Below are 20445 nucleotides of genomic sequence, written 5' to 3' on the forward strand. Positions count from 1 at the left end.
TTTATTCCTCCGCGGCGCTGGCGCGCAGGCGGTTAATACGGGATTCGCTCCACTGCTTGAGCAGCAGGATGAAGAGCGCCAGGATCAGCAACAGGGTGGCCACAGCGAAGGCGGCGACGTGGTTGTATTCGTTGTAGAGGATCTCGACGTGCAGCGGCAGGGTGTTGGTCACCCCGCGAATGTGCCCGGACACCACCGACACCGCGCCAAACTCGCCCATCGCTCGCGCAGTACACAGCACCACGCCGTAAATCAGGCCCCATTTGATGTTGGGCACCGTGACGTGCCAGAACATCTGCCAGCCGTTGGCGCCCAGCAACCGGGCGGCCTCTTCTTCTTGAGTGCCCTGCTCTTGCATCAGCGGGATCAACTCACGGGCCACGAACGGCACGGTAACGAAGATGGTGGCCAGCACAATGCCCGGCAGCGCGAAGACGATCTGGATGTCATGGTCTTGCAGCCATTCGCCGAAGAAACCCTGTGCGCCAAACATCAGCACGTAGACCAGACCGGCGATGACCGGCGATACCGAGAACGGCAAGTCGATCAGCGTCACCAGAATGCTCTTGCCGCGAAAGCTGTATTTGCTCACGCACCATGCCGCGCTGACGCCAAAGACCACGTTGAGCGGCACTGAAATCACGACCGCGATGATGGTCAGCTTGAGGGCCGACAGCGCATCGGGTTCCAGAATGGCGTCGAAGAACGTGCCCAGCCCCATTTTCAAGCCTTGGGACACGACGATCAGTAAGGGCAGCAACAAAAATAGAGTAAAAAACAACCAGCCGAAGCCGATCAGCAGGCGTCGCGACAGCGGGCTGCCCCGGCGTGCAGCGTTGGCAACTGATGAGGCGCTTGGTGTTGAGTTAGACATGGTCAGGCCTCCTTCACGGTTTTTCGATGCGGCGCTGAATCAGATTGATCAGCAGCAGCAAAATGAAGGAAACCACCAGCATCATCACGCCAATGGCCGTGGCGCCGGTGTAGTCGTATTGGTCCAACTTGACCATGATCAGCAGTGGCAAAATTTCGGTTTTCATCGGCATGTTACCCGCGATGAAAATTACTGAGCCGTACTCGCCAACACCGCGGGCAAAGGCCAAAGCGAAACCCGTCAACCAAGCGGGCAACAGCGCGGGCACCAGAATGTGGCGGAACACTTGCAGGGGCTTGGCGCCCAGGCAGGCGGCGGCTTCTTCGATTTCACGCGGGATGTCGGCCAGCACAGGTTGCACGGTACGCACCACAAACGGCAGCGTGACGAACGTCAGCGCCAGAGTGATACCCATTGGGGTGTAGGCAATTTTGAACCCCAGATCAGCGGCGAACTGACCGATCCAGCCGTTAGGCGCGTAAAGCGCAGTCAGCGCAATACCGGCCACAGCCGTGGGCAGCGCGAAGGGCAAGTCGATCATCGCGTCGATCACCTTGCGCCCCGGGAAGGTGTAACGCACCAGCACCCAGGCCAACACAGTACCAATCACACCATTGATCAGCGCGGCAATGAAGGCGGTGCCGAAGCTCAGCTTGAGCGCAGCCAGAACGCGAGGCGCGGTAATGATTGCCCAGAACTGGTCCCAGGTCAGTTGAGCGGCATGCACGAACATGGCCGCCAGCGGAATGAGCACAATCAGGCTGAGATACACCAAGGTGTAGCCCAGTGTCAGCCCGAAGCCGGGTATGACGGGGGAGATACGACGCGACATAAAAGTCCTTGTTTAACGCACGAAGCCCGCAAACCAATTGCGGGCTTTATGTTCTAGCTTTAAGCGAGGCCTAAAGGCCCGCCCCACTCAGGTTATTGCGCCTGATAGATCTGGTCGAACACGCCACCGTCATTGAAGAATTTCGGTTGCGCAGTTTTCCAGCCGCCGAAGTCTTTGTCGATAGTCACTAAGTCCAGCTTCGGAAACTGTTGTGCGTATTTGGCTGCTACTTTTTCGTCACGCGGGCGGTAGAAGTTTTTGGCCGCGATTTCTTGTCCGGCCGGGCTGTACAGGTGTTCGAGGTACGCTTTGGCGATCTCGGCGTTACCTTTTTTGTCGGCATTTTTGTCGACGACGGCAACTGGAGGCTCGGCCAGAATCGACAACGAAGGCACAACGATGTCGAACTTGTCAGCGCCGCCATCTTCTTTCAGTGCCAGAAACGCTTCGTTTTCCCAGGCCAGCAGCACGTCGCCTTGGCCGTTGTTAACGAAGGTAATGGTTGAGCCGCGTGCGCCAGTGTCCAGTACCGGTACGTGTTTGAACAAGGTTTGTACGTATTCTTTGGCTTTGGCTTCGTCGCCGCCGTTGGCTTTGAGACCGTAGGCGTAGGCCGCGAGGAAGTTCCAACGAGCGCCGCCGCTGGTTTTGGGGTTAGGCGTAATAACGGAGACGCCGTCTTTAGTCAGGTCGCCCCAGTCCTTGATGCCTTTTGGGTTGCCCTTGCGCACCAGAAACACGATGGTCGACGTGTAGGGGGTGCTGGCGTCGGGTAGGCGGGTTTGCCAGTTTTCAGGCAAGGAGCCTTTGCTCAATTTGGCGATTTCGTCGATGTCACCGGCCAGTGCCAGGGTTACGACGTCAGCGCGCAGACCATCAATAACGCCGCGAGCCTGTTTGCCCGAACCGCCGTGGGACTGCTGGATTTTGACCGTGTCGCTCGGGTGGCTTTGTTTCCAGAAATTGCTGAACTCAGCGTTGTAATCTTGATACAGCTCGCGAGTTGGATCGTAGGAAACGTTGAGTAATTCGTAATCTTTGGCCACAGCGGAGCCAGCAAAAATGGCACTGGCCAGCGCGGCCAAAGCGTAACGGCGTAGGGACATAGGTGAGGCTCCAAAGCGTGTGTTTTTAGTTTTTATAAGCGCACTCAGGCGAGTGCGCGGGCAGTGAGATCAGCTGGATTTTTGGCCAGGGTTCTGCAAACGAAATTTTTCTTTGCGTTCGATCTGAACCACTTGAGCGTTGTGAACGGTGATTTCCACAGCACCAAAGCGCAGGTCTCGGAGCGCGCTCTGGATTTCCCGCAGAATGGTGGCTTCGTCCTGGCCGTCAACGCTACGCAGAGATGCGCTCATGGTGTTGCTCCTGAAAGGTGAGGTGCCGATGGTGTGCTGGCGTGAGGGCAATAGTAGTGAGGCGCGATTATTCTTAAAAATACTATTTAAGAATGTTTATATAACCGAAATCACATTCGGCCTCGCCTCTCAATAGTCGCTGCCGAGGAACGAAGGTTGCGCTGGGTGGCAAATCAGGCGGTTGAGTGGGTCAGGAGTCATGAGTTATCAGGCTTAGGGACGGCTTAGTAATGACTTGCAACCTTTGCCCTACAGCGACAACCACAAGTTTTGCGGCGCAAACGAATACCCGGACTACACTCCCATTGCCTCGTCTGAATATTGGCGCGAGGCTGGTACGACACGCAGCTTTGTAAAGGTAGGAACTGTCACTGGACAGTCGGCGCGAGTGGGCTCACCTTAGGCGTGCTGTCGTCTTTCCCTGAAAGTATGGAGTCCTTATGTCGTTTACCCCCGAGTTGGTTGCCGAACTGGAAGTCCTTGCACAATTTAGTTTGGACAGTTCCCAAGAGGGCCTGAAAGTCCATCAAGATGCTGACAAAGCGCTGATTGCTGCAACTAAGCGCCTACATGAGAAGGACCTTATTTCCCAACCCGATGGTGGCTATCTCACGAGCCTGGGTCGTGATGCTGTAGAGCATGTTCAAACGCTACTGACCATTTTGACCACTAAGCCGCTTGTAGCCGTCAAATTGGCAGAGCTTGCCTGACAGTCTGTTCATGCCCACGGGATCGACCTTAGAAGAATGATTCCGCGGGCACACTTGTTTCTGAAGTAAAAAATCTGACGTCAAAAACACATTCGTTCTAAGGCTTTTACGCCTGCCGCTGTAGACTCCCTCTTACGTTGCCACCCTTCTCTTTCTCGCTTAGCGAGCCGGTTTGAGTTTGATATGACACGCACTCAGGAAATTCGCCCCAATCTGAATGAAGGCATCGACCGACAGGTGCTCACTCAATTGCGTGGGCGTTTTCTGAGCGTCAATCAGGGTCGTCTGGCCCGTGCGATGGAAGGCCTGACGCCCCGTCAGCAAACCGTGCTGAGCCTGCTGGCGCTGTTTTTTCATGTGAATCACCCGTTGTTGCCTGGGTATGTCTCGGGCAGCACCCCGGCTGGCGTTGCAGGCTATGAGCCCGATGGGCCAACCTTGATTGAAGCCCAGCGCCTGACTCGATCCTTTTCTTACAAAGCCCGCACGCCCAGTGCGCAACAGCCCATTCATGGGCTGTTTTTAATGGGCAGCCTTGGCACCTTGGCCCAGACCGATCAAAGCGATATGGACGTGTGGATTTGTCACGGCCCGGATTTGGGTGAGGCGGCGCTCGAAGAGTTGCGCAAAAAATGCCAACTGTTGGAAGTTTGGGCGGCGGGTTTGGGGGCCGATGCGCATTTCTTTTTGATCGACGCGCAGCGCTTTGCACAAGGCGAACGCGATGCACGATTGAGCACCGATGATTGCGGCACCACTCAGCATTATTTGTTGCTTGATGAGTTTTATCGCACCGCGATCTGGCTCGCCGGGCGCACGCCCATGTGGTGGTGGGTGCCTGCGTATGAAGAGGCCAACTACGTCGAGTTCACCCACACGTTACTGTCCAAGCGCTTTATTCGGGCAGACGAGGCCGTTGATCTTGGGCACTTAGCGCGCATTCCCCCAGGCGAATTTGTTGGCGCCGGGCTGTGGCAGTTGTTCAAGGGCATTGAGTCGCCCTACAAATCGGTACTCAAGCTGCTGTTGATTGAGGTGTACGCCAGCGAGCATCCACAGGTGAAGTGCCTGAGCTTGCGCTTCAAGCATGCGGTGTACGCCAATCAGTTGGACCTTGATGAGTTGGACCCGTATGTCGTGGTGTATCGGCGCATTGAGCAGTACCTCAACGCCCGTGGCGATGTGGAGCGCTTGGAGTTGGTACGCCGCAGTTTGTATTTGAAGGTCAATCGCAAGTTGACCGGCAACATGGCGCAACGGGGTACGCAGTGGCAGCGCCAGTTGCTGGAGCGCTTGGCCGCTGAATGGGGTTGGGATGAGCGCCAGTTGGCGTGGCTCGACAGTCGCCCGCAATGGAAGGCCGAACAGGCGCTTCACGAGCGCCGGGCGTTAGTTCATGAGCTCAATTACAGCTATCGGTTTTTAAGCCAGTTCGCCCGCAATGAGCAGGCCTTGGGGCTGACCAGCAAGCGCGACTTGAATGTGCTGGGCCGGCGTTTGTATGCGGCCTTTGAACGCAAGGCGGGCAAGGTCGATCACATCAACCCCGGCATTGCGCCCAATCTGGCGCAAGACCTGCTGACGCTGGTGCATTCACCTAACAAGAAAGCGCCGGGCGAGTTTCATTGGGGCATTTACCCCGGCAATTTGGCGGTACACGAATGGGAGCACACGCCTGCGATCAAGCGTTGCCCGGCACTGCTTGAGTTGTTGACCTGGTGCCATCGTAACGGGGTGATCGACAGCAGCACACGGCTGGCGCTCAACCCCGGGAGCACGGACGTCACAGAGTTTGAGTTATTCAACCTGCTCGGTTGTGTGCAGCAATTGATCCCCTTGCCGCTGGCCGTGGTTGAGGAAACCCAGCTGTTGCGCCCCAGTGTGGCGGCGCAGGTGCTGATTGTGGTCAACGTTGGCATTGACCCGCTCAAGCATCACCGCGACCTGAACATTCTGATGACTACCGAGCGCACGGATTCGCTGAGCTACGCGGGAGTGCGGGAAAATCTGGTGCTGACGCTTGATCAGGTCACGCTTAATAGCTGGAACGAAGTCATCGTCACCCGTTTTGACGGCGAGCATGCGTTGTTCGACGGCCTGGCGGACTACCTCAATGCACAGCCGATTGGGCGTGAGCCCGCGCAGTTGAAGGTGCGTTGTTTGTGCCATAACCGCGCGCAATTTATCGCCCGTCGGGTCGAAGGCGTATTCAATACCGCGCAAGCGTTGCGGTTGAGCGCTCAACCGGTGAGCTATCTGGTTCAGGTTGAGCAGCGTTTTCATGTGCTGGAGCTGGCCGGCGGCGACGTGAAGCATGTGGCGCTGGCGGACGTGTGGGCGTTGCAGCGCTATTTGGCCCAGAGCGTGGCGCTTTACAGAACATTGCACTTGGACTCGATGGCGCTGGCTGAGCACGAGTTGGGTTTGATTTTGCCCAAAGGCAAGCCCGGCGCGATTCAGGTCTTTTATCGCCTTAATGACAACGTGGCTGAACTGACCGTGCTTGATGAGCGCAACGTGCTGTGGCAGCAATCGTTGCCCTTTCACGACGAGACAAGCCTGTTGGTGCCGCTGCAACGCTTTGTGCAGGCGTTACAGTTTCGCCGCGAAGCCTGTCAGTCGCTGGAAGAAGACCCGGCGAGTCAGGCATTGGAGGTGTTGTATTACCAAGTGTTGCCGTCAGGCGCGGGGCGTGCGCGCAGCGTTGAACCTCGGCTAGCGCCTCAGGCTGTCGGCAGCAGCGTTTACTACGAGGTGCAGGCGATTATTGGCAAGGGCGCACATGGCGGTCAGCAGGTGACGCTGTATTGCAATCAGCGCGAATTTTGCCAAATGGACTATGGCGATCAGTTGTATGCGGCGGTAGCGCGGGAAATTATCGGGCAGCGCCGCGAGGTCGAGCGCTACCGCTGTTACATCACTGATCTGGATTTATCGGGGCTGTTGGGCGAAAGCCACAGCCCGAGCCATCTTTACCTGCGCTACAAAGCGGATTTGGAGCAGGCGCTCAACGAGGCGCTGGCGCAGGTCTGAGGCTTAAAGGTCGAAATTATCCGCGGCTTCTGGCTGATACTCAACTTCCAGCAGTTCAAGTTTGAGCGTCTTGCCGCCCGGCGCTGGCCAGTTGATGTGTTGGCCAGCTTGCAGGCCCAGCAGCGCGCTGCCGACGGGGGCCAAAATTGAAATCTTACCTTCGTCTGCGTTGGCGTCTTTTGGGTACACCAGTGTCAGGTGGTAATCCTTGCCGCTGCTTTGTTCGCGGCAATGAACACGCGAGTTCATGGTGACAACACCAGCAGGCACTTCTTTGTGGCTGACGATAGTTTCAGCACGATCAAGTTCTTTTTGCAGCGCAATAACGCCTGGCAACGAATCGTCGAGGGTTTCGATCAGCCTCTCCAGGCGTTGAACGTCCAGGAGAGTGAGGATGATGGAGGGTGAAGTGGTCATGACCTGGCAGACTCCTTTTTTCTGCACGAAAAAGCAAAACCCCGCCAGAAAATGGCGGGGTTTTGACCAACCTCGTTAGTGCGAGGCGAACCCGGACACTACCACAGCAAAATAAATACACAAGCCACCCACCTGTGCGGGCGCTGGCGTAGCCTGCGATTTTTGCCTGTGCAGCGAACAAAAAATCGTAGGCTTGGCCCGCGCTTACACGGGCCGTCTTAGTTGGGCTTGTTCACAAATCATGCGGCGCCGTTGGTCGTCTGCCGAGCGCCACTCGCGGATGTCTTCGACATGCCGAAAGCAGCCCAGGCAGACTTTTTGCTCATCCAGCCGACACGTGCTGATGCAGGGCGACGGCACTGCCGGGCTGACGTTGCTGTACAGCGGTTTAGCGGGTTTTGCAGGCACAGTCACAATCAGATCTCTTCAAATTCCAGCTCGGCGCCAGCATGTTCCTTGGTAAAACGTTCAACCATTTCACTTAGCAGCTCGTCGCTTTTATCGCACTTCCACGTGCTGCGTTTTTCATCGTAGTCAAAGTGAAAGCCACCACTGGGGGCGGCGAGCCAGAGTTGAAGCAGTGGTGCTTGGCGGCTGAAAATCAGCGCTTTGCCATTCTCAAACTTGACCGTCAGGATGCCGGTCGAATTTTCCACATCTACATCCAGATCACTGTTGTCGAAGATGTCTTCCAGGTTTTCCTGGGTGGCATCGACCAGATCGTGAAAACGGGCTTCAGTCAAACTCATGGTGGAACCTCGTAGGTATCTAGTCATGCTCGGAACTCGCAAGATACGGGCGCTCCAGGCCGATTGCAAACCCCAACCGACCTGTAACTCACTCACAAGCGATTATCCCGACGGGCACTCTCGCTCAAGCCCTTTGCTGCATAGGCAAGCCGGTAGGCGCTCGGTATACTCGGGCGCAATTAATGCTTTTCAAAGGATTTCGCCATGAAGCGCCTGATCTCTTCTATTGCTGCGCTCGTCGCGGTTGCTTGCCTTGTTTCTGCCTGTGGTCAAAAAGGTCCGCTGTATCTGCCCGATGACAGCAAATCCCCTGAAGACCAAGCGAAGTCGTCGCAATCGCACAAGCACCAATAAGGGAACACCATGGACGCTTTTAACTACCGGGACGGTGAGCTGTTTGCCGAAGGTGTAGCGCTTACGGCCATCGCCGAGCGTTTTGGTACACCGACTTACGTCTATTCCCGGGCGCACATCGAGGCGCAATACAACGCTTACGCTGACGCACTCAATGGCATGCCGCATTTGGTGTGCTTTGCGGTCAAGGCCAACTCCAACCTGGGTGTGCTCAATGTCTTGGCGCGTTTGGGCGCTGGTTTTGACATTGTGTCCCGTGGTGAGCTGGAGCGCGTGCTGGCGGCTGGCGGCTCTGCTGACAAAATCGTGTTTTCGGGCGTCGGCAAGACCCGCGATGACATGCGTCGCGCGCTGGAAGTGGGCGTTCATTGTTTTAACGTCGAGTCCACTGACGAGCTGGAACGCCTGCAAGTGGTTGCCGCCGAGCTGGGCGTTCGTGCGCCGATCTCTCTGCGGGTTAACCCGGACGTTGATGCGGGCACTCACCCGTACATCTCCACCGGCCTCAAAGAGAACAAATTCGGTATCGCCATCGCTGATGCTGAAGACGTTTACATTCGCGCCGCTCAGTTGCCCAACCTTGAAGTGGTGGGCGTTGATTGCCATATCGGCTCGCAACTGACCACGCTTGAACCCTTTATCGATGCCCTCGACCGCCTGCTGGCGCTGATCGATCGCCTGAGCGATTGCGGCATTTACCTGCGCCACATCGACCTCGGTGGCGGCCTGGGTGTGCGTTATCGCGATGAAGAGCCGCCTTTGGCCGGTGATTACATCAAAGCAGTGCGTGAGCGTATTGATGGCCGTGATCTGGCGCTGGTGTTCGAGCCGGGTCGTTTTATCGTGGCCAACGCGGGCGTGCTGCTGACTCAGGTTGAGTACCTCAAGCACACTGAACACAAAGACTTCGCCATCGTTGATGCGGCGATGAATGACCTGATTCGCCCGGCGCTGTACCAAGCCTGGATGGACGTGACGGCGGTTCGCCCGCGTGACACCCAAGCCCGTGCCTACGACATCGTTGGGCCGATCTGCGAAACCGGTGACTTTCTGGCCAAGGACCGCCAACTGGCCCTGGCTGAAGGCGACTTGCTGGCGGTGCACTCGGCCGGTGCTTACGGCTTTGTCATGAGTTCGAACTACAACACCCGTGGTCGTGCCGCCGAAATTCTGGTGGATGGCGATCAAGCGTTTGAAGTGCGCCGTCGTGAGACCGTGGCTGAGTTGTTCGCTGGCGAAAGCCTGCTGCCGGAGTGATCTCATGTTGCTGCGTTTTACCAAAATGCACGGCCTGGGCAACGACTTCATGGTTCTCGACCTGGTCAGCCAGCACGCGCATATTCTGCCCAAGCACGCCAAACAATGGGGTGATCGGCATACGGGCGTTGGCTTTGATCAATTATTGATCGTTGAAGCGCCGAGCAATCCAGAGGTGGATTTCCGGTATCGGATTTTCAACTCTGATGGCTCTGAAGTGGAGCAATGCGGCAATGGAGCGCGTTGTTTTGCGCGCTTTGTGCTTGATAAGCGCTTAACCACCAAACGCCAGATCAAGGTCGAAACAAAAAGCGGCATTATTGAGCTGAACGTGCGCAATGATGGGCAGATCAGCGTCGATATGGGCTCGCCGCGTTTGGTGCCTGCCGAGATCCCGTTTGTAGCCGACGCGCAAGCGTTGAGCTACGAACTGGACGTTGACGGCCAGCGCGTCGAGTTGGCCGCCGTCTCGATGGGCAACCCGCATGCGGTGTTGCGCGTAGAGGACATCAATGCGGCGCCGGTGCATGAACTGGGGCCAAAAATTGAGCATCACCCGCGCTTTCCGGCACGGGTCAACGTTGGCTTTATTCACGTTATCGATCGGCATCGAGCGCAACTGCGCGTGTGGGAGCGCGGAGCCGGGGAAACCCAGGCCTGCGGTACTGGCGCTTGCGCCGCAGCAGTGGCTGCCATCAGTCAGGGCTGGATGAGTTCGCCAGTAACGCTGGATCTGCCCGGTGGTCGTTTGACCATTGAGTGGGAAGGCCCTGGTCATTCTGTGATCATGACTGGCCCGGCGATGCGTGTTTACGAAGGACAAGTCCGTTTATGAGTGAGCGCAACCGATGAGCGACCAGCCACAGTCTTCAGATCTCCAAGACCCTGTTGAAAGCCCTGAGGCTGCGGCCGTGGCGGCGTATCTACAAGCGCACCCCCACTTCTTCAGCCAGCGCGATGAGTTGCTGTTGTCCATGCAGGTGCCTCACCAGCGAGGCGATACCGTGTCGCTGGTGGAGCGCCAATTGGAGCTGCTGCGCAGTCGCAACATCGAGATGCGCCATCGCTTGTCGCAATTGATGGACGTTGCCCGCGATAACGACCGTCTGTTTGAAAAAACCCGTCGCCTTAACCTCGCCTTGATGGACGCCACCAGCCTTGAAGAGTTGGTGATTGCCGTCGAAGACAGCTTGCGTCAGGACTTTCAGGTGCCGTTCGTGAGCCTGGTGCTGTTTGGGGATAACTCGATGCCCGTTGGACGCTGGGTTAACAGCGCCGATGCTCAACGTGCCCTTGGCGGTTTGTTGAGCGAAGGTAAAGCGGTCAGCGGCAGCTTGCGCGAGCATGAGTTGGACTTTTTGTTTGGCGAAGAGCAGCGCAAACAGATTGGATCGACCGCCGTTGTGGCGCTGAACCATCTGGGCTTGCACGGTGTTTTGGCTGTCGCCAGCCGTGATCCACAGCATTACAAAAGCTCGGTCGGCACGCTGTTTCTCAGCTATATCGCTGAGGTACTGGGCCGCGTGTTGCCACGCTTCACCAACGCCCTGCGCTCGGTGCGTTAAGCGTGGAACGACAACTGGACGCTTACTGCACTCACTTGCGCAGTGAGCGCCAAGTGTCACCTCACACCCTTGAAGCCTACCGCCGAGACCTGAACAAGGTGTTGGCGTTTTGCGTTAAAGAATCAATCCCCAGCTGGGGTGCGCTGGACATTCAGCGGCTGCGTCAGTTGGTGTCGCGCTTGCATCAGCAAGGCCAGTCTTCACGCAGCATTGCGCGGTTGCTCTCAGCGGTACGTGGGCTTTATCACTACCTCAATCGCGAAGGCCTGTGCGATCACGACCCGGCCAATGGCTTGGCACCGCCCAAAGGCGAACGCCGACTGCCTAAAACGCTGGACACCGACCGCGCCCTGCAATTGCTTGAGGGGGGGGTGGAAGACGACTTTTTGGCCTTGCGTGACCAAGCCATTCTGGAGTTGTTCTACTCCTCGGGGTTGCGGCTGTCAGAGCTGACCGGGCTCAACCTTGAGCAGATGGACTTGGCCGATGGGTTGGTTCAAGTGCTGGGCAAGGGCAGCAAAACGCGCGTGCTGCCCGTGGGTAAAAAGGCCCGTGATGCTTTGCAAGCATGGTTGCCGTTACGGCTGCTGGCTAATCCTGAAGACGATGCGGTCTTCATCAGCCAGCAAGGCCGCCGCTTGGGGCCGCGAGCGATTCAAGTACGGGTTAAAGCCGCAGGTGAGCGTGAGTTGGGGCAAAACCTGCACCCGCACATGTTGCGCCATTCATTCGCCAGTCATTTGTTAGAGTCCTCTCAAGATTTGCGCGCGGTACAAGAGCTGCTTGGGCATGCCGACATCAAAACCACGCAAATCTATACCCATCTGGACTTCCAGCATCTGGCAGCGGTTTACGACAGCGCCCACCCACGGGCCAAACGCAGTAAGGGCAGTGAATGAGCATTGAGCTGATTACCTTCGATCTGGATGACACGTTGTGGGACACCGCGCCGGTGATCGTTCGGGCTGAGTCTGTGTTGCGCGAGTGGTTGATCGCTAACGCACCCAAAGTGGGCGCGTTAGACGTGGCGCACTTTCAGGCGATTCGCCAGCAAGTGTTGAGTGAAAGCCCGCAGTTGAAACACCGGATCAGCGCGTTGCGTCGTCGCGTGCTGTTGCAGGTTATTCAGGACGCAGGCCATGCTGATGCCGCGTTGTTAGCTGACGAGGCATTTGAGGTGTTCATTGAAGCGCGGCATGCGCTAGAGGTGTTCCCACAGGCAGAGTCTGTTTTGACCACGCTGGCCAGCGATTACGCGCTGGGCGTAGTGACCAATGGCAACGCCGATGTGCGACGCATTGGTTTGGGGCATCACTTTCGTTTTGTGTTGTGTGCCGAGGATATTGGTATCGCCAAACCGGATGCGCGCCTGTTTCATGAAGCCTTGGCGCGGGGTGGCGTAGCCGCGAGTGCGGCGGTGCATATTGGCGATCATCCTGGCGATGACATTGCGGGCGCACAGCAGGCAGGCTTGCGTGCGGTCTGGTTCAACCCGGGCGGCAAACGCTGGGACGGTGATAAAGCGCCAGATGCCGAAATTGGGTGCTTGAGTGAGTTGCCAATGGTGCTCAAGCATCTGTAATCGCGCGTAAACACCTCTTGTTTCAGGCGCCCCACAGCGCCTGATTCTACGACTGCTGCGCAGCCGATCGCAGCCTGCGTACCTTGTCAGCTCCTACAGGGTTTGCGGTTAACTCGGCTTTTGTAGGCGCTGCCGAAGGCTGCGATCTGTTCGAGCGCAAGTCCATAGACTGCAACGCAGCCGATGAAGCTCCTACAGGTTTTGAGGTTAACTCGGCTTTTGTAGGCGCTAGCGAAGGCTGCGATCTGTTCGAGCGCAAGTCCATAGACTGCAACGCAGCCGATGAAGCTCCTACAGGGTTTGCGGTTAACTCGGCTTTTGTAGGAGCTGCCGAAGGCTGCGATCTGTCCGAGCGCAAGTCCATAGACTGCAACGCAGTCGATGAAGCTCCTACAGGGTTTGCGGTTAACTCGGCTTTTGTAGGAGCTGCCGAAGGCTGCGATCTGTTGATCTTCAAAGTACGCAGCCCTACGGGTGCAAAAAAGCCCGCAGCGACGGCGGGCTTTTTCTTCAAGCTAACAGCACCCTTAGATAGGGCGGCTGCCGTACTTGTTGTCGGGCTTCTTGGGTGGGTCTGCCACCACGTTAGCCTCAACTTCCTGCACCTTGCCGCCTTTGGACAAGAATTCTTCCATTGCGCGGGCCAGAGCATCACGCTCTTTGTTTTTGGCTTCTACGCTAGGCAGGTCATCAACTGATACCGCTGCCTTGGATTTGCCTTTGGAAACGGGGACCGGTGCATCATCGCCATCGTCGTCAGCTACATCGTCCGCTGCCGCTTCAAGGCCTTCTTCAGCTTCGTCCTCGTCACCTACTTCGAGTTCGTCGTTTTCCAGATCGTCGTCGCTCATGTTGTACCCCATGACTTACGTAAAGCAGATTAGTTATAGACCAGTTGCGTTCACTGTCGAACGTCGCTGGTGAAAAAGTAGCCAGGGGTTACCCGTGGCTTACGCCTGTTCACCGTATAAGGTGGCGAGGACTTTACGAGCACCGCCATGATCACGGTGCTCGCCCAAATAAACACCTTGCCAGGTGCCCACTGCCAGTTGCCCTGCCGTTACCGGCAATGTTAGCTGGCAGCCCAGTACGCTGGCTTTGAAGTGCGCCGGGAGATCGTCCTCGCCTTCGTCGTTATGTTCATACTCAAGTGCCCCTTGCGGTGCCAGTTGGTTGAAAAAACGCTCGAAGTCGCGACGAACTGCCGGGTCGGCGTTCTCGTTGATGGTCAACGAGGCCGAGGTATGTTGAAGCCATAAATGCAGCAGACCCACCCGGCATGCCTTCAGCTCAGGCAAACCGGCGAGTAACTCGTGCGTTACCAGATGAAAGCCCCGGGGTTTGGCCCGCAAGGTAATCAGTGTCTGTTGCCACATACCGTTCTCCGCCTTCGGGGCGCATTCTAGCGTGCTCAAGAAAAAAACAAAGCGCCTAATAGTCGAGTTGCGCTGTAAGTCTTCGTCCTACTCTTGAGCGTAGAGCTGATCGTGGTTCAAAGCTGTAGGAAAAAACACTTTTTCGCTGTGAACAACGCCACATTACAGGCAAAAAAAAGTCCGGCAAGCCGGACTTTTTTCTTCGCGCCGGGTTACAGGTTGTAACCGCGCTCGTTGTGTTGCGCCAGATCGAGGCCGACCGCTTCTTCTTCTTCAGTCACACGCAGACCCATGACGGCGTCCAGTACTTTGAGAATGACGAAGGTCACAATCGCGGTGTAAATCACAGTGAAACCGACACCTTTGCACTGAATCCAGACTTGGGTCGCAATGTCAGTCACGGTGCCGAAACCGCCGAGTGCCGGGGCTGCGAAAACACCCGTGAGGATGGCGCCGACGATGCCGCCAATACCGTGAACACCAAAGGCGTCCAGCGAGTCGTCATAGCCCAGCTTGCGCTTAAGGCTGGTGGCGCAGAAGAAGCAGATTACGCCAGATGCCAAGCCAATCACGATTGAGCCCATTGGGCCAACGGTGCCTGCTGCAGGCGTGATCGCCACAAGGCCAGCTACCACACCTGAAGCAATACCCAGTGCGCTAGGTTTACCGTGGGTGATCCACTCGGCAAACATCCAGCCCAGTGCAGCAGCAGCGGTGGCGATTTGAGTCACCAGCATTGCCATGCCTGCGGTGCCGTTAGCGGCGGCAGCAGAACCGGCGTTAAAGCCAAACCAGCCGATCCACAACATGGCTGCGCCCATCAAGGTGTAACCGAGGTTGTGCGGGGCCATTGGGGTGGTTGGGTAACCTTTACGTTTGCCGAGCACGATGCACGCAACAAGGCCTGCGATACCAGCGTTGATGTGCACCACGGTGCCGCCCGCAAAATCGAGTACGCCCCAATCCCACATCAAGCCACCGTCGCCGCTCCACACCATGTGTGCGATAGGTGCATAGACAAGGGTGAACCACACGCCCATGAAAATCAGCATGGCCGAGAACTTCATGCGCTCAGCAAACGCACCCACGATCAGCGCCGGGGTGATGATGGCGAACGTCATTTGGAAGGTAATGAACACGGCTTCCGGGAACAATGCGGTCGATGAGGTGAGGCTGTCGGGTGTCACGCCCGCCAGGAAGGCTTTGGAGAACCCGCCGATGAACGAGTTGAAGTTGGTGACGCCCTGCTCCATGCCCGTGGTGTCGAACGTGATGCTGTAGCCATAAATGACCCACAGAATACTGATCAGACCGGTAATGGCGAAGCACTGCATCATCACAGAAAGAATGTTTTTAGAGCGAACCATGCCGCCGTAAAACAACGCCAGGCCGGGAATGGTCATAAACAGCACCAAGGCCGTAGCGGTCAGCATCCAGGCGGTGTCGCCGGAATTGAGGACTGGGGCAGCCACTTCGTCTGCCGCCATGGCCAAGCCAGGCATTACGACGGACAGCAGGGCTCCGAGCCCTGCGAATTTACGCAGAGTCATAGTGTTTTCTCCTGGGGCGTTGGGGTTTGGCGGCTTAGATTGCGTCGGTATCGGTTTCGCCGGTACGGATGCGAATAGCCTGTTCCAGATTGACTACGAAAATCTTGCCGTCACCAATTTTGCCGGTGTTGGCTGCCTTGGTTATCGCCTCGATAACCCGATCAAGATCCTTGTCGTCGATGGCGACATCAATCTTCACCTTGGGCAGAAAATCGACCACGTATTCCGCACCGCGATACAGCTCGGTGTGACCTTTTTGCCGACCGAAGCCTTTGACTTCAGTGACGGTAATGCCTTGTACGCCGATTTCGGACAGCGACTCGCGCACGTCGTCTAACTTGAACGGCTTGATAATGGCGGTGACTAGCTTCATGAAACTTCTCCCGAATGTGTTGGACTTGCCCCAGGAAAACAAACCCGGCTCAAGTCTAAGCGCAGTGTCTGGCTTTGTAACGCGTCGTTAACCGTCTTCAAGCAACACGACGTGTATCAATCGCGGATGACGAAAAACACTCCCTGAACCACCTGCTGCACTGCCTTCGTCACAGCAACTGCATCAGTGCATGAGTCATAGGCGACTAAGCAGAAACCTTGCCATGTCTGAAAAAATTCAGAATTACAGTGAGTTAGGCGCAAAAGATGGCTTTTTGCCTGATTTTGCGGGGCTTTTGTGCACACAAACGGTGCGCGAGGTGAGCGTGGGATGCGCGAAAAATGTGCATCATGGGGCCGTGAATGGGCCTCAACAGCGCGTGATACACTCGCGCCCATCAGTTTTAAGGACCTTATCCATGCTCGCGCCCAAAGATTTTCTCGATGCCCTGAGTGGCCACGCTTCACGCTTGTTCAGCGGTGAAACCGCACTGCCGCGCAACGAAATCGAAAGCCAGTTCAAAGCCCTGCTGCAAAGTGGCTTCAGCAAACTGGACTTGGTGAGCCGCGAAGAATTCGATAGCCAAATGGTTGTTCTGGCCCGCACTCGCGCCCGCCTCGAAAGTCTTGAGGCCAAAGTGGCGCAGTTGGAAGCCAAGTTGCTGGCGCCTGCTGAACCTGCGCAATAACCCTCAAGACAGCGCGTTAGCCCATAAAAACAAGGACGTTTTTATATGTTGGTGATGAACCCATTGGTTCCCGAAATGATCGTTTCGGACCTCGCTCGAAGTTTGCATTTCTACTGCGAGGTGCTCGGCTTCAAGATTGAGTACCAACGCCCAGAGCATCATTTTGCGTTTCTGTCGTTTCATGGCAGCCAAATAATGCTGGAGCAAGATGACCTGCAACCCTCCAATTGGCGGGTCGGGCCACTGGAGGCGCCGTTTGGACGCGGTATGAACCTTTCCATAAAGTGCCCGGATGCCCACGCCATAGCCGCCAGCTTGCACGCGGCGGGGCACACCCTGCGCAAACCGCTAGAAGAGTGCTGGTACCGAAGTAACGACGTGATGTTTGGCGAGCGTAATTTTCTGGTGCTTGACCCCGATGGCTATCTGCTGCGCTTTGCCCAAAGCCTGGGAACCAAAGCGTTCGAGGGGTAGCCTCCATTCACATCCCGTATTCATTCAACAGCTCCCCTTAGCCACAGATTCACGCAGGATGCGTTTTTTGTGAGCTCAAGGAACGAGTCATGTCTCTGGCGATTGTTTACAGCCGCGCTCAAGTGGGTGTTGAGGCGCCCGCAGTCACCGTTGAAGCGCATCTGGCCAATGGTTTGCCTGCGCTGACGCTGGTTGGGCTACCCGAAACTGCTGTCAAAGAAAGCAAAGACCGAGTGCGCAGTGCAATTCTCAACTCGGGGTTTGAGTTTCCAGCCCGTCGCATCACCCTTAATTTAGCGCCCGCCGACTTGCCCAAAGACGGCGGGCGTTTTGATGTGGCCATTGCTTTGGGTATTTTGGCGGCTAGTGGACAATTGCCCGCTGCCGCGCTGGAGCAGGTGGAGTGTTTGGGCGAGCTGGCGCTGTCGGGCGCGATTCGGCCAGTACAGGGTGTTTTGCCCGCCGCATTGGCGGCGCGCTCAGCCGGCCGAGCGTTGGTGGTGCCGCGAGCCAATGCTGAAGAGGCCTGCTTGGCGTCTGGGCTGACAGTGATTGCGGTCGAGCACTTGTTGCAGGTGGTGGCGCACTTTTCAGGGCGCGAGGTGATTGAGCCGTATGCCGCCAGCGGTTTGCTGCATGTGAGCAAACCCTATCCCGACTTGAGCGATGTGCAAGGCCAGCTTTCGGCTAAGCGGGCGTTATTGATTGCAGCAGCGGGTAGCCACAATTTGCTTTTCACTGGGCCACCGGGTACGGGCAAAACCTTATTGGCCAGCCGCTTGCCCGGCTTATTACCGCCGCTCAATGAGCAAGAAGCGCTGGAAGTTGCCGCGATTCAATCGGTGGCCAGCCATGTGCCTTTGAGCTGCTGGCCCCAGCGCCCCTTTCGTCAGCCTCACCATTCGGCATCTGGCCCGGCGTTAGTGGGTGGCGGCTCTAAACCGCAGCCGGGAGAAATCACGTTAGCTCATCATGGTGTGTTGTTTCTTGATGAACTGCCCGAGTTCGATCGCAAGGTACTGGAAGTCTTAAGAGAGCCATTGGAGTCAGGCTTTATCGTGATAGCCCGTGCTCGGGATCGAATGCGCTTCCCGGCGCGTTTTCAATTGGTGGCCGCGATGAACCCCTGCCCCTGTGGATATCTCGGCGAACCCACGGGGCGTTGTCGTTGTACGCCGGAGCAAATTCAGCGTTATCGCAACAAATTGTCAGGGCCGTTGCTTGATCGCATTGACCTGCACCTGACTGTGGCTCGCGAAACCACCTCGCTTAACCCAGCACAGGCTTGTGGTGATACCACGGCCAATGCGGCGGCTTTAGTGGCGGCTGCGCGTGAACGCCAACTGCAACGCCAAGGGTGCGCCAATGCGTTTCTCGACCTGCCCGGCGTGCGGGCTCAATGCGCCTTGAGCCCCCTCGACACTACGTGGCTAGAGACTGCATGTGAGCGAATGACCTTGTCACTGCGTGCCGCACACCGGTTATTGAAAGTGGCCCGCACACTGGCTGACTTGGAGGGCGTGCCAGGCATAGAGCGCAAGCATTTGGCCGAGGCGCTGCAATACCGGCCCGCCAGCGGGTGCGCTCAATAGCGTTTCTGACACGCGAACTGGCTATCTTGAGCGGCGGTGCCCCACTTTGGGGTGCGGCTCTCAGCTCAAGGAGAAACAGGTCTCATCTTCGGGGCAAAATGCTGCCAATCAGGTAATGGCTAATTGACTCCAATGCCGATTTAACATTACTGTCGCACGCTTATCAGGGAAGCGGTTCGGGCATCTGTCCGGGTTTAACCGCGCGAACTTAAAAAGATGGAGCAAGGATGCGCGGCGCACTTCTACGCAGTGGCAAAAGCGGGGCGTTCACCGCTCTGGGTGAAACCGGCCAACCGGTTTATCGAGCTGCCTTGCAGTTGCGCGAAGCGATCAGGCGCAAAAACCCTGACATGGCCTTGCACTTGGCCGTCCCCCAAAGCGACGAACTGGGCGATAACATTGACTGGTACAGCGATGTGCCGGGTGATGTGGTGCCGTGGGGCAGCGCGACCGAAGAAGAACGCGCGCCTGCGCGGGCACAGCTGGAGGCGTTCAAGGCCTTTTTGACTGAGCTGAGCACCACGCTGCTGAGCGCGGATGCCAATAAGACACAGAGTGACAAGGTGGTGTTCGCCAAGTTGCTGACCCGCGTGATCTCCTTTCCTGACGAAAGCTTTGTTTATCTGGTTAACGGTAAGCCAGTGCTGGCCTTCTGGGGATTTGTTCACCCCAATGCTGACCGCTTTCTAGACCCGCTGTATTGCCTTTATCCCCGCACTCAAGCCCCTGTCACCCCGCCGTTGGCCAGCGTTGCACCTGAACCCGCTCCAGCGCCTCAACCGGTGCCCGTGCCTGTGGTCGTCAAACGCCCGTGGTGGAAGTGGTTGCTGTGGCTACTGCTGTTGCTGTTACTTCTGTTTTTATTGCTCTTCGGATTGCGCAGTTGCTCGCCTTCGGTTGCTTTGCCGGGTGGTTTAGCGCTGCCCACGCAATGGCCGAACCTTGAGATGCCCCAAGTGTTCAAGCCGATCATGGGCAAGCTTGGCTTTGGCAACGGGGTTTCGGCGCCGGGTAATGGGGTGGGCGGATCGCTGCCAGCGCCGGAGAGTGGAGGCAATGAGCATGCTCCCGAACCTGACGCTAATGCGGATGGCAACCTCCCTCCAGAGTTACCGGATGCCAACACGCCGCCTGAGCCCGTGCCGGATGTCGCAGAGCCGTCGCCGCCTGAGGCTACGACACCGCCTGAGACGCCAACGCCACCTGTTCCGCCCGTTCTCCCTGACGAGCAGCCCGCCACTGATGGCCCGCAGACTCCAGCTGTGCCGGGCCCGCCGCTGAGCATCCCGGCTGATGCGGCGGACGGTCAGGCTGACTTCCTCAATGGGCGTTTTCGCGCCGGGGCCGGAATCCAGGACAAAACCACGGGCAAGTCATTGCGCCTCGAATACCAGTTCAAGGACGGCAAAGGTGAAGTGATCGTGCGCAAGGCCAATGGCATCAATTGCACAGGCCCGGTCACCGCCTCCATGAACAGCGGCAACCTGTCGATTAACAGCCAGGGCCAAGCAGCCTGTGGCGACGGCAGCAGCTACGAAATGCCAAAAGTTGATTGCCGTCAGGGTGCCAAGAGCATCGCCGACTGCAACGGAATTTATGAAGACAAACAATTCCCCATCACCATGCGGCAGATGGGCGAATAAAAACGGGAAGATTTCGAC

General features: G+C 57.0%; 23 protein-coding genes. 12 read left to right on the plus strand and 11 right to left on the minus strand.

Annotation, left to right across the window (positions count from 1 at the left end; translation table 11 throughout):
* Nucleotide 1: 1 nt before the first annotated feature.
* The 4 genes from cysW to oscA form a co-directional block, all read right to left on the minus strand.
* A complete protein-coding gene (gene cysW, locus ACZRJQ_RS14510; RefSeq protein ID WP_463979019.1) occupies nucleotides 2–874 on the minus strand; it encodes a sulfate ABC transporter permease subunit CysW in 873 nt (290 codons plus the stop codon).
* Nucleotides 875–887: 13 nt separating this feature from the next.
* Nucleotides 888–1706 (minus strand): sulfate ABC transporter permease subunit CysT, encoded by an 819-nt coding sequence (gene cysT, locus ACZRJQ_RS14515; protein WP_463979020.1) that lies wholly within the window; start codon nucleotides 1704–1706, stop codon nucleotides 888–890.
* Between the two features lie 92 nt (nucleotides 1707–1798).
* A complete protein-coding gene (locus ACZRJQ_RS14520) occupies nucleotides 1799–2812 on the minus strand; it encodes a sulfate ABC transporter substrate-binding protein (protein ID WP_463979021.1) in 1014 nt (337 codons plus the stop codon).
* 69 nt (nucleotides 2813–2881) lie between these two features.
* On the minus strand, nucleotides 2882–3064 hold the full coding sequence (oscA, locus tag ACZRJQ_RS14525; RefSeq protein ID WP_463979022.1) for a sulfur starvation response protein OscA: 183 nt from the start codon (nucleotides 3062–3064) through the stop codon (nucleotides 2882–2884).
* Nucleotides 3065–3504: 440 nt separating this feature from the next.
* On the opposite strand from oscA, the gene ACZRJQ_RS14530 reads away from it, so the two are divergent.
* Together ACZRJQ_RS14530 and ACZRJQ_RS14535 are read left to right on the plus strand one after the other, a co-directional pair.
* Nucleotides 3505–3774, plus strand: a complete 270-nt coding sequence (locus tag ACZRJQ_RS14530) for a TIGR02647 family protein (RefSeq protein ID WP_463979023.1) — start codon at nucleotides 3505–3507, stop codon at nucleotides 3772–3774.
* A 183-nt stretch (nucleotides 3775–3957) separates the two neighbouring features.
* Nucleotides 3958–6807: a class I adenylate cyclase gene (locus ACZRJQ_RS14535; RefSeq protein ID WP_463979024.1), complete on the plus strand. Its 2850-nt coding sequence runs from the start codon at nucleotides 3958–3960 to the stop codon at nucleotides 6805–6807.
* A gap of 3 nt (nucleotides 6808–6810) precedes the next feature.
* Here the strand turns inward: ACZRJQ_RS14535 and rnk are convergent, their stop codons facing one another.
* From rnk to cyaY, 3 genes are all read right to left on the minus strand, one after another.
* On the minus strand, nucleotides 6811–7224 hold the full coding sequence (gene rnk / locus ACZRJQ_RS14540; protein WP_463979025.1) for a nucleoside diphosphate kinase regulator: 414 nt from the start codon (nucleotides 7222–7224) through the stop codon (nucleotides 6811–6813).
* A gap of 204 nt (nucleotides 7225–7428) precedes the next feature.
* On the minus strand, nucleotides 7429–7638 hold the full coding sequence (locus ACZRJQ_RS14545) for a DUF1289 domain-containing protein (RefSeq protein WP_463979026.1): 210 nt from the start codon (nucleotides 7636–7638) through the stop codon (nucleotides 7429–7431).
* Between the two features lie 2 nt (nucleotides 7639–7640).
* Nucleotides 7641–7973, minus strand: coding sequence for an iron donor protein CyaY (cyaY, locus tag ACZRJQ_RS14550; RefSeq protein WP_463979027.1), 333 nt, complete (start codon nucleotides 7971–7973; stop codon nucleotides 7641–7643).
* A 204-nt stretch (nucleotides 7974–8177) separates the two neighbouring features.
* Between cyaY and lptM the strand changes: the two genes are divergently transcribed.
* From lptM to ACZRJQ_RS14580, 6 genes are read left to right on the plus strand one after another with little or no spacing between them, the layout of a single operon-like run.
* Complete coding sequence (gene lptM, locus ACZRJQ_RS14555) at nucleotides 8178–8327, plus strand: LPS translocon maturation chaperone LptM (RefSeq protein ID WP_463979028.1); 150 nt, start codon at nucleotides 8178–8180, stop codon at nucleotides 8325–8327.
* Between the two features lie 9 nt (nucleotides 8328–8336).
* On the plus strand, nucleotides 8337–9584 hold the full coding sequence (gene lysA / locus ACZRJQ_RS14560; protein ID WP_463979029.1) for a diaminopimelate decarboxylase: 1248 nt from the start codon (nucleotides 8337–8339) through the stop codon (nucleotides 9582–9584).
* A gap of 4 nt (nucleotides 9585–9588) precedes the next feature.
* A complete protein-coding gene (gene dapF / locus ACZRJQ_RS14565; RefSeq protein ID WP_463979030.1) occupies nucleotides 9589–10419 on the plus strand; it encodes a diaminopimelate epimerase in 831 nt (276 codons plus the stop codon).
* Nucleotides 10420–10432: 13 nt separating this feature from the next.
* Nucleotides 10433–11149, plus strand: coding sequence for a DUF484 family protein (locus ACZRJQ_RS14570; RefSeq protein WP_463979031.1), 717 nt, complete (start codon nucleotides 10433–10435; stop codon nucleotides 11147–11149).
* A 2-nt stretch (nucleotides 11150–11151) separates the two neighbouring features.
* Nucleotides 11152–12048: a tyrosine recombinase XerC gene (gene xerC / locus ACZRJQ_RS14575; protein ID WP_463979032.1), complete on the plus strand. Its 897-nt coding sequence runs from the start codon at nucleotides 11152–11154 to the stop codon at nucleotides 12046–12048.
* Nucleotides 12045–12731, plus strand: coding sequence for an HAD family hydrolase (locus ACZRJQ_RS14580; RefSeq protein ID WP_463979033.1), 687 nt, complete (start codon nucleotides 12045–12047; stop codon nucleotides 12729–12731). The genes xerC and ACZRJQ_RS14580 overlap by 4 nt, the downstream gene beginning before the upstream one ends.
* Nucleotides 12732–13258: 527 nt before the next feature.
* Here ACZRJQ_RS14580 and sutA read toward each other — a convergent pair.
* From sutA to glnK, 4 genes are all read right to left on the minus strand, one after another.
* Complete coding sequence (gene sutA, locus ACZRJQ_RS14585) at nucleotides 13259–13582, minus strand: transcriptional regulator SutA (protein WP_463979034.1); 324 nt, start codon at nucleotides 13580–13582, stop codon at nucleotides 13259–13261.
* A gap of 99 nt (nucleotides 13583–13681) precedes the next feature.
* Nucleotides 13682–14107 (minus strand): secondary thiamine-phosphate synthase enzyme YjbQ, encoded by a 426-nt coding sequence (locus ACZRJQ_RS14590; RefSeq protein ID WP_463979035.1) that lies wholly within the window; start codon nucleotides 14105–14107, stop codon nucleotides 13682–13684.
* Between the two features lie 212 nt (nucleotides 14108–14319).
* Nucleotides 14320–15657 carry an ammonium transporter gene (locus ACZRJQ_RS14595; RefSeq protein ID WP_463979036.1) on the minus strand — a complete coding sequence of 446 codons (1338 nt, stop codon included), beginning with the start codon at nucleotides 15655–15657 and terminating at the stop codon, nucleotides 14320–14322.
* Nucleotides 15658–15691: 34 nt separating this feature from the next.
* Nucleotides 15692–16030: a P-II family nitrogen regulator gene (gene glnK / locus ACZRJQ_RS14600; protein WP_002555808.1), complete on the minus strand. Its 339-nt coding sequence runs from the start codon at nucleotides 16028–16030 to the stop codon at nucleotides 15692–15694.
* A gap of 418 nt (nucleotides 16031–16448) precedes the next feature.
* Here glnK and ACZRJQ_RS14605 point away from each other — a divergent pair, with 418 nt between their 5' ends.
* The 4 genes from ACZRJQ_RS14605 (at nucleotide 16449) to ACZRJQ_RS14620 (ending at nucleotide 20427) form a co-directional block, all read left to right on the plus strand.
* On the plus strand, nucleotides 16449–16718 hold the full coding sequence (locus ACZRJQ_RS14605; RefSeq protein WP_463979037.1) for an accessory factor UbiK family protein: 270 nt from the start codon (nucleotides 16449–16451) through the stop codon (nucleotides 16716–16718).
* Nucleotides 16719–16763: 45 nt separating this feature from the next.
* Complete coding sequence (locus ACZRJQ_RS14610) at nucleotides 16764–17192, plus strand: bleomycin resistance protein (protein WP_463979038.1); 429 nt, start codon at nucleotides 16764–16766, stop codon at nucleotides 17190–17192.
* Between the two features lie 89 nt (nucleotides 17193–17281).
* The gene (locus ACZRJQ_RS14615; protein ID WP_463979039.1) at nucleotides 17282–18784 is read left to right on the plus strand and encodes a YifB family Mg chelatase-like AAA ATPase; all 1503 of its coding nucleotides are present in this window, start codon (nucleotides 17282–17284) and stop codon (nucleotides 18782–18784) included.
* 227 nt (nucleotides 18785–19011) lie between these two features.
* Nucleotides 19012–20427: an SrfA family protein gene (locus tag ACZRJQ_RS14620; protein ID WP_463979040.1), complete on the plus strand. Its 1416-nt coding sequence runs from the start codon at nucleotides 19012–19014 to the stop codon at nucleotides 20425–20427.
* Nucleotides 20428–20445 lie beyond the last annotated feature (18 nt).

The organism is Pseudomonas sp. E315 (assembly GCF_055406205.1).

Excerpts from the sequence above, each read along its gene's own strand:
- cysW (WP_463979019.1), bottom strand. The coding sequence starts at position 874 with ATGTCTAACTCAACACCAAGCGCCTCATCAGTTGCCAACGCTGCACGC.
- cysT (WP_463979020.1), bottom strand. The coding sequence starts at position 1,706 with ATGTCGCGTCGTATCTCCCCCGTCATACCCGGCTTCGGGCTGACACTG.
- ACZRJQ_RS14520 (WP_463979021.1), bottom strand. The coding sequence starts at position 2,812 with ATGTCCCTACGCCGTTACGCTTTGGCCGCGCTGGCCAGTGCCATTTTT.
- oscA (WP_463979022.1), bottom strand. The coding sequence starts at position 3,064 with ATGAGCGCATCTCTGCGTAGCGTTGACGGCCAGGACGAAGCCACCATT.
- ACZRJQ_RS14530 (WP_463979023.1), top strand. The coding sequence starts at position 3,505 with ATGTCGTTTACCCCCGAGTTGGTTGCCGAACTGGAAGTCCTTGCACAA.
- ACZRJQ_RS14535 (WP_463979024.1), top strand. The coding sequence starts at position 3,958 with ATGACACGCACTCAGGAAATTCGCCCCAATCTGAATGAAGGCATCGAC.
- rnk (WP_463979025.1), bottom strand. The coding sequence starts at position 7,224 with ATGACCACTTCACCCTCCATCATCCTCACTCTCCTGGACGTTCAACGC.
- cyaY (WP_463979027.1), bottom strand. The coding sequence starts at position 7,973 with ATGAGTTTGACTGAAGCCCGTTTTCACGATCTGGTCGATGCCACCCAG.
- lptM (WP_463979028.1), top strand. The coding sequence starts at position 8,178 with ATGAAGCGCCTGATCTCTTCTATTGCTGCGCTCGTCGCGGTTGCTTGC.
- lysA (WP_463979029.1), top strand. The coding sequence starts at position 8,337 with ATGGACGCTTTTAACTACCGGGACGGTGAGCTGTTTGCCGAAGGTGTA.
- dapF (WP_463979030.1), top strand. The coding sequence starts at position 9,589 with ATGTTGCTGCGTTTTACCAAAATGCACGGCCTGGGCAACGACTTCATG.
- ACZRJQ_RS14570 (WP_463979031.1), top strand. The coding sequence starts at position 10,433 with ATGAGCGACCAGCCACAGTCTTCAGATCTCCAAGACCCTGTTGAAAGC.
- ACZRJQ_RS14580 (WP_463979033.1), top strand. The coding sequence starts at position 12,045 with ATGAGCATTGAGCTGATTACCTTCGATCTGGATGACACGTTGTGGGAC.
- sutA (WP_463979034.1), bottom strand. The coding sequence starts at position 13,582 with ATGAGCGACGACGATCTGGAAAACGACGAACTCGAAGTAGGTGACGAG.
- ACZRJQ_RS14590 (WP_463979035.1), bottom strand. The coding sequence starts at position 14,107 with ATGTGGCAACAGACACTGATTACCTTGCGGGCCAAACCCCGGGGCTTT.
- ACZRJQ_RS14595 (WP_463979036.1), bottom strand. The coding sequence starts at position 15,657 with ATGACTCTGCGTAAATTCGCAGGGCTCGGAGCCCTGCTGTCCGTCGTA.
- glnK (WP_002555808.1), bottom strand. The coding sequence starts at position 16,030 with ATGAAGCTAGTCACCGCCATTATCAAGCCGTTCAAGTTAGACGACGTG.
- ACZRJQ_RS14605 (WP_463979037.1), top strand. The coding sequence starts at position 16,449 with ATGCTCGCGCCCAAAGATTTTCTCGATGCCCTGAGTGGCCACGCTTCA.
- ACZRJQ_RS14610 (WP_463979038.1), top strand. The coding sequence starts at position 16,764 with ATGTTGGTGATGAACCCATTGGTTCCCGAAATGATCGTTTCGGACCTC.
- ACZRJQ_RS14615 (WP_463979039.1), top strand. The coding sequence starts at position 17,282 with ATGTCTCTGGCGATTGTTTACAGCCGCGCTCAAGTGGGTGTTGAGGCG.
- ACZRJQ_RS14620 (WP_463979040.1), top strand. The coding sequence starts at position 19,012 with ATGCGCGGCGCACTTCTACGCAGTGGCAAAAGCGGGGCGTTCACCGCT.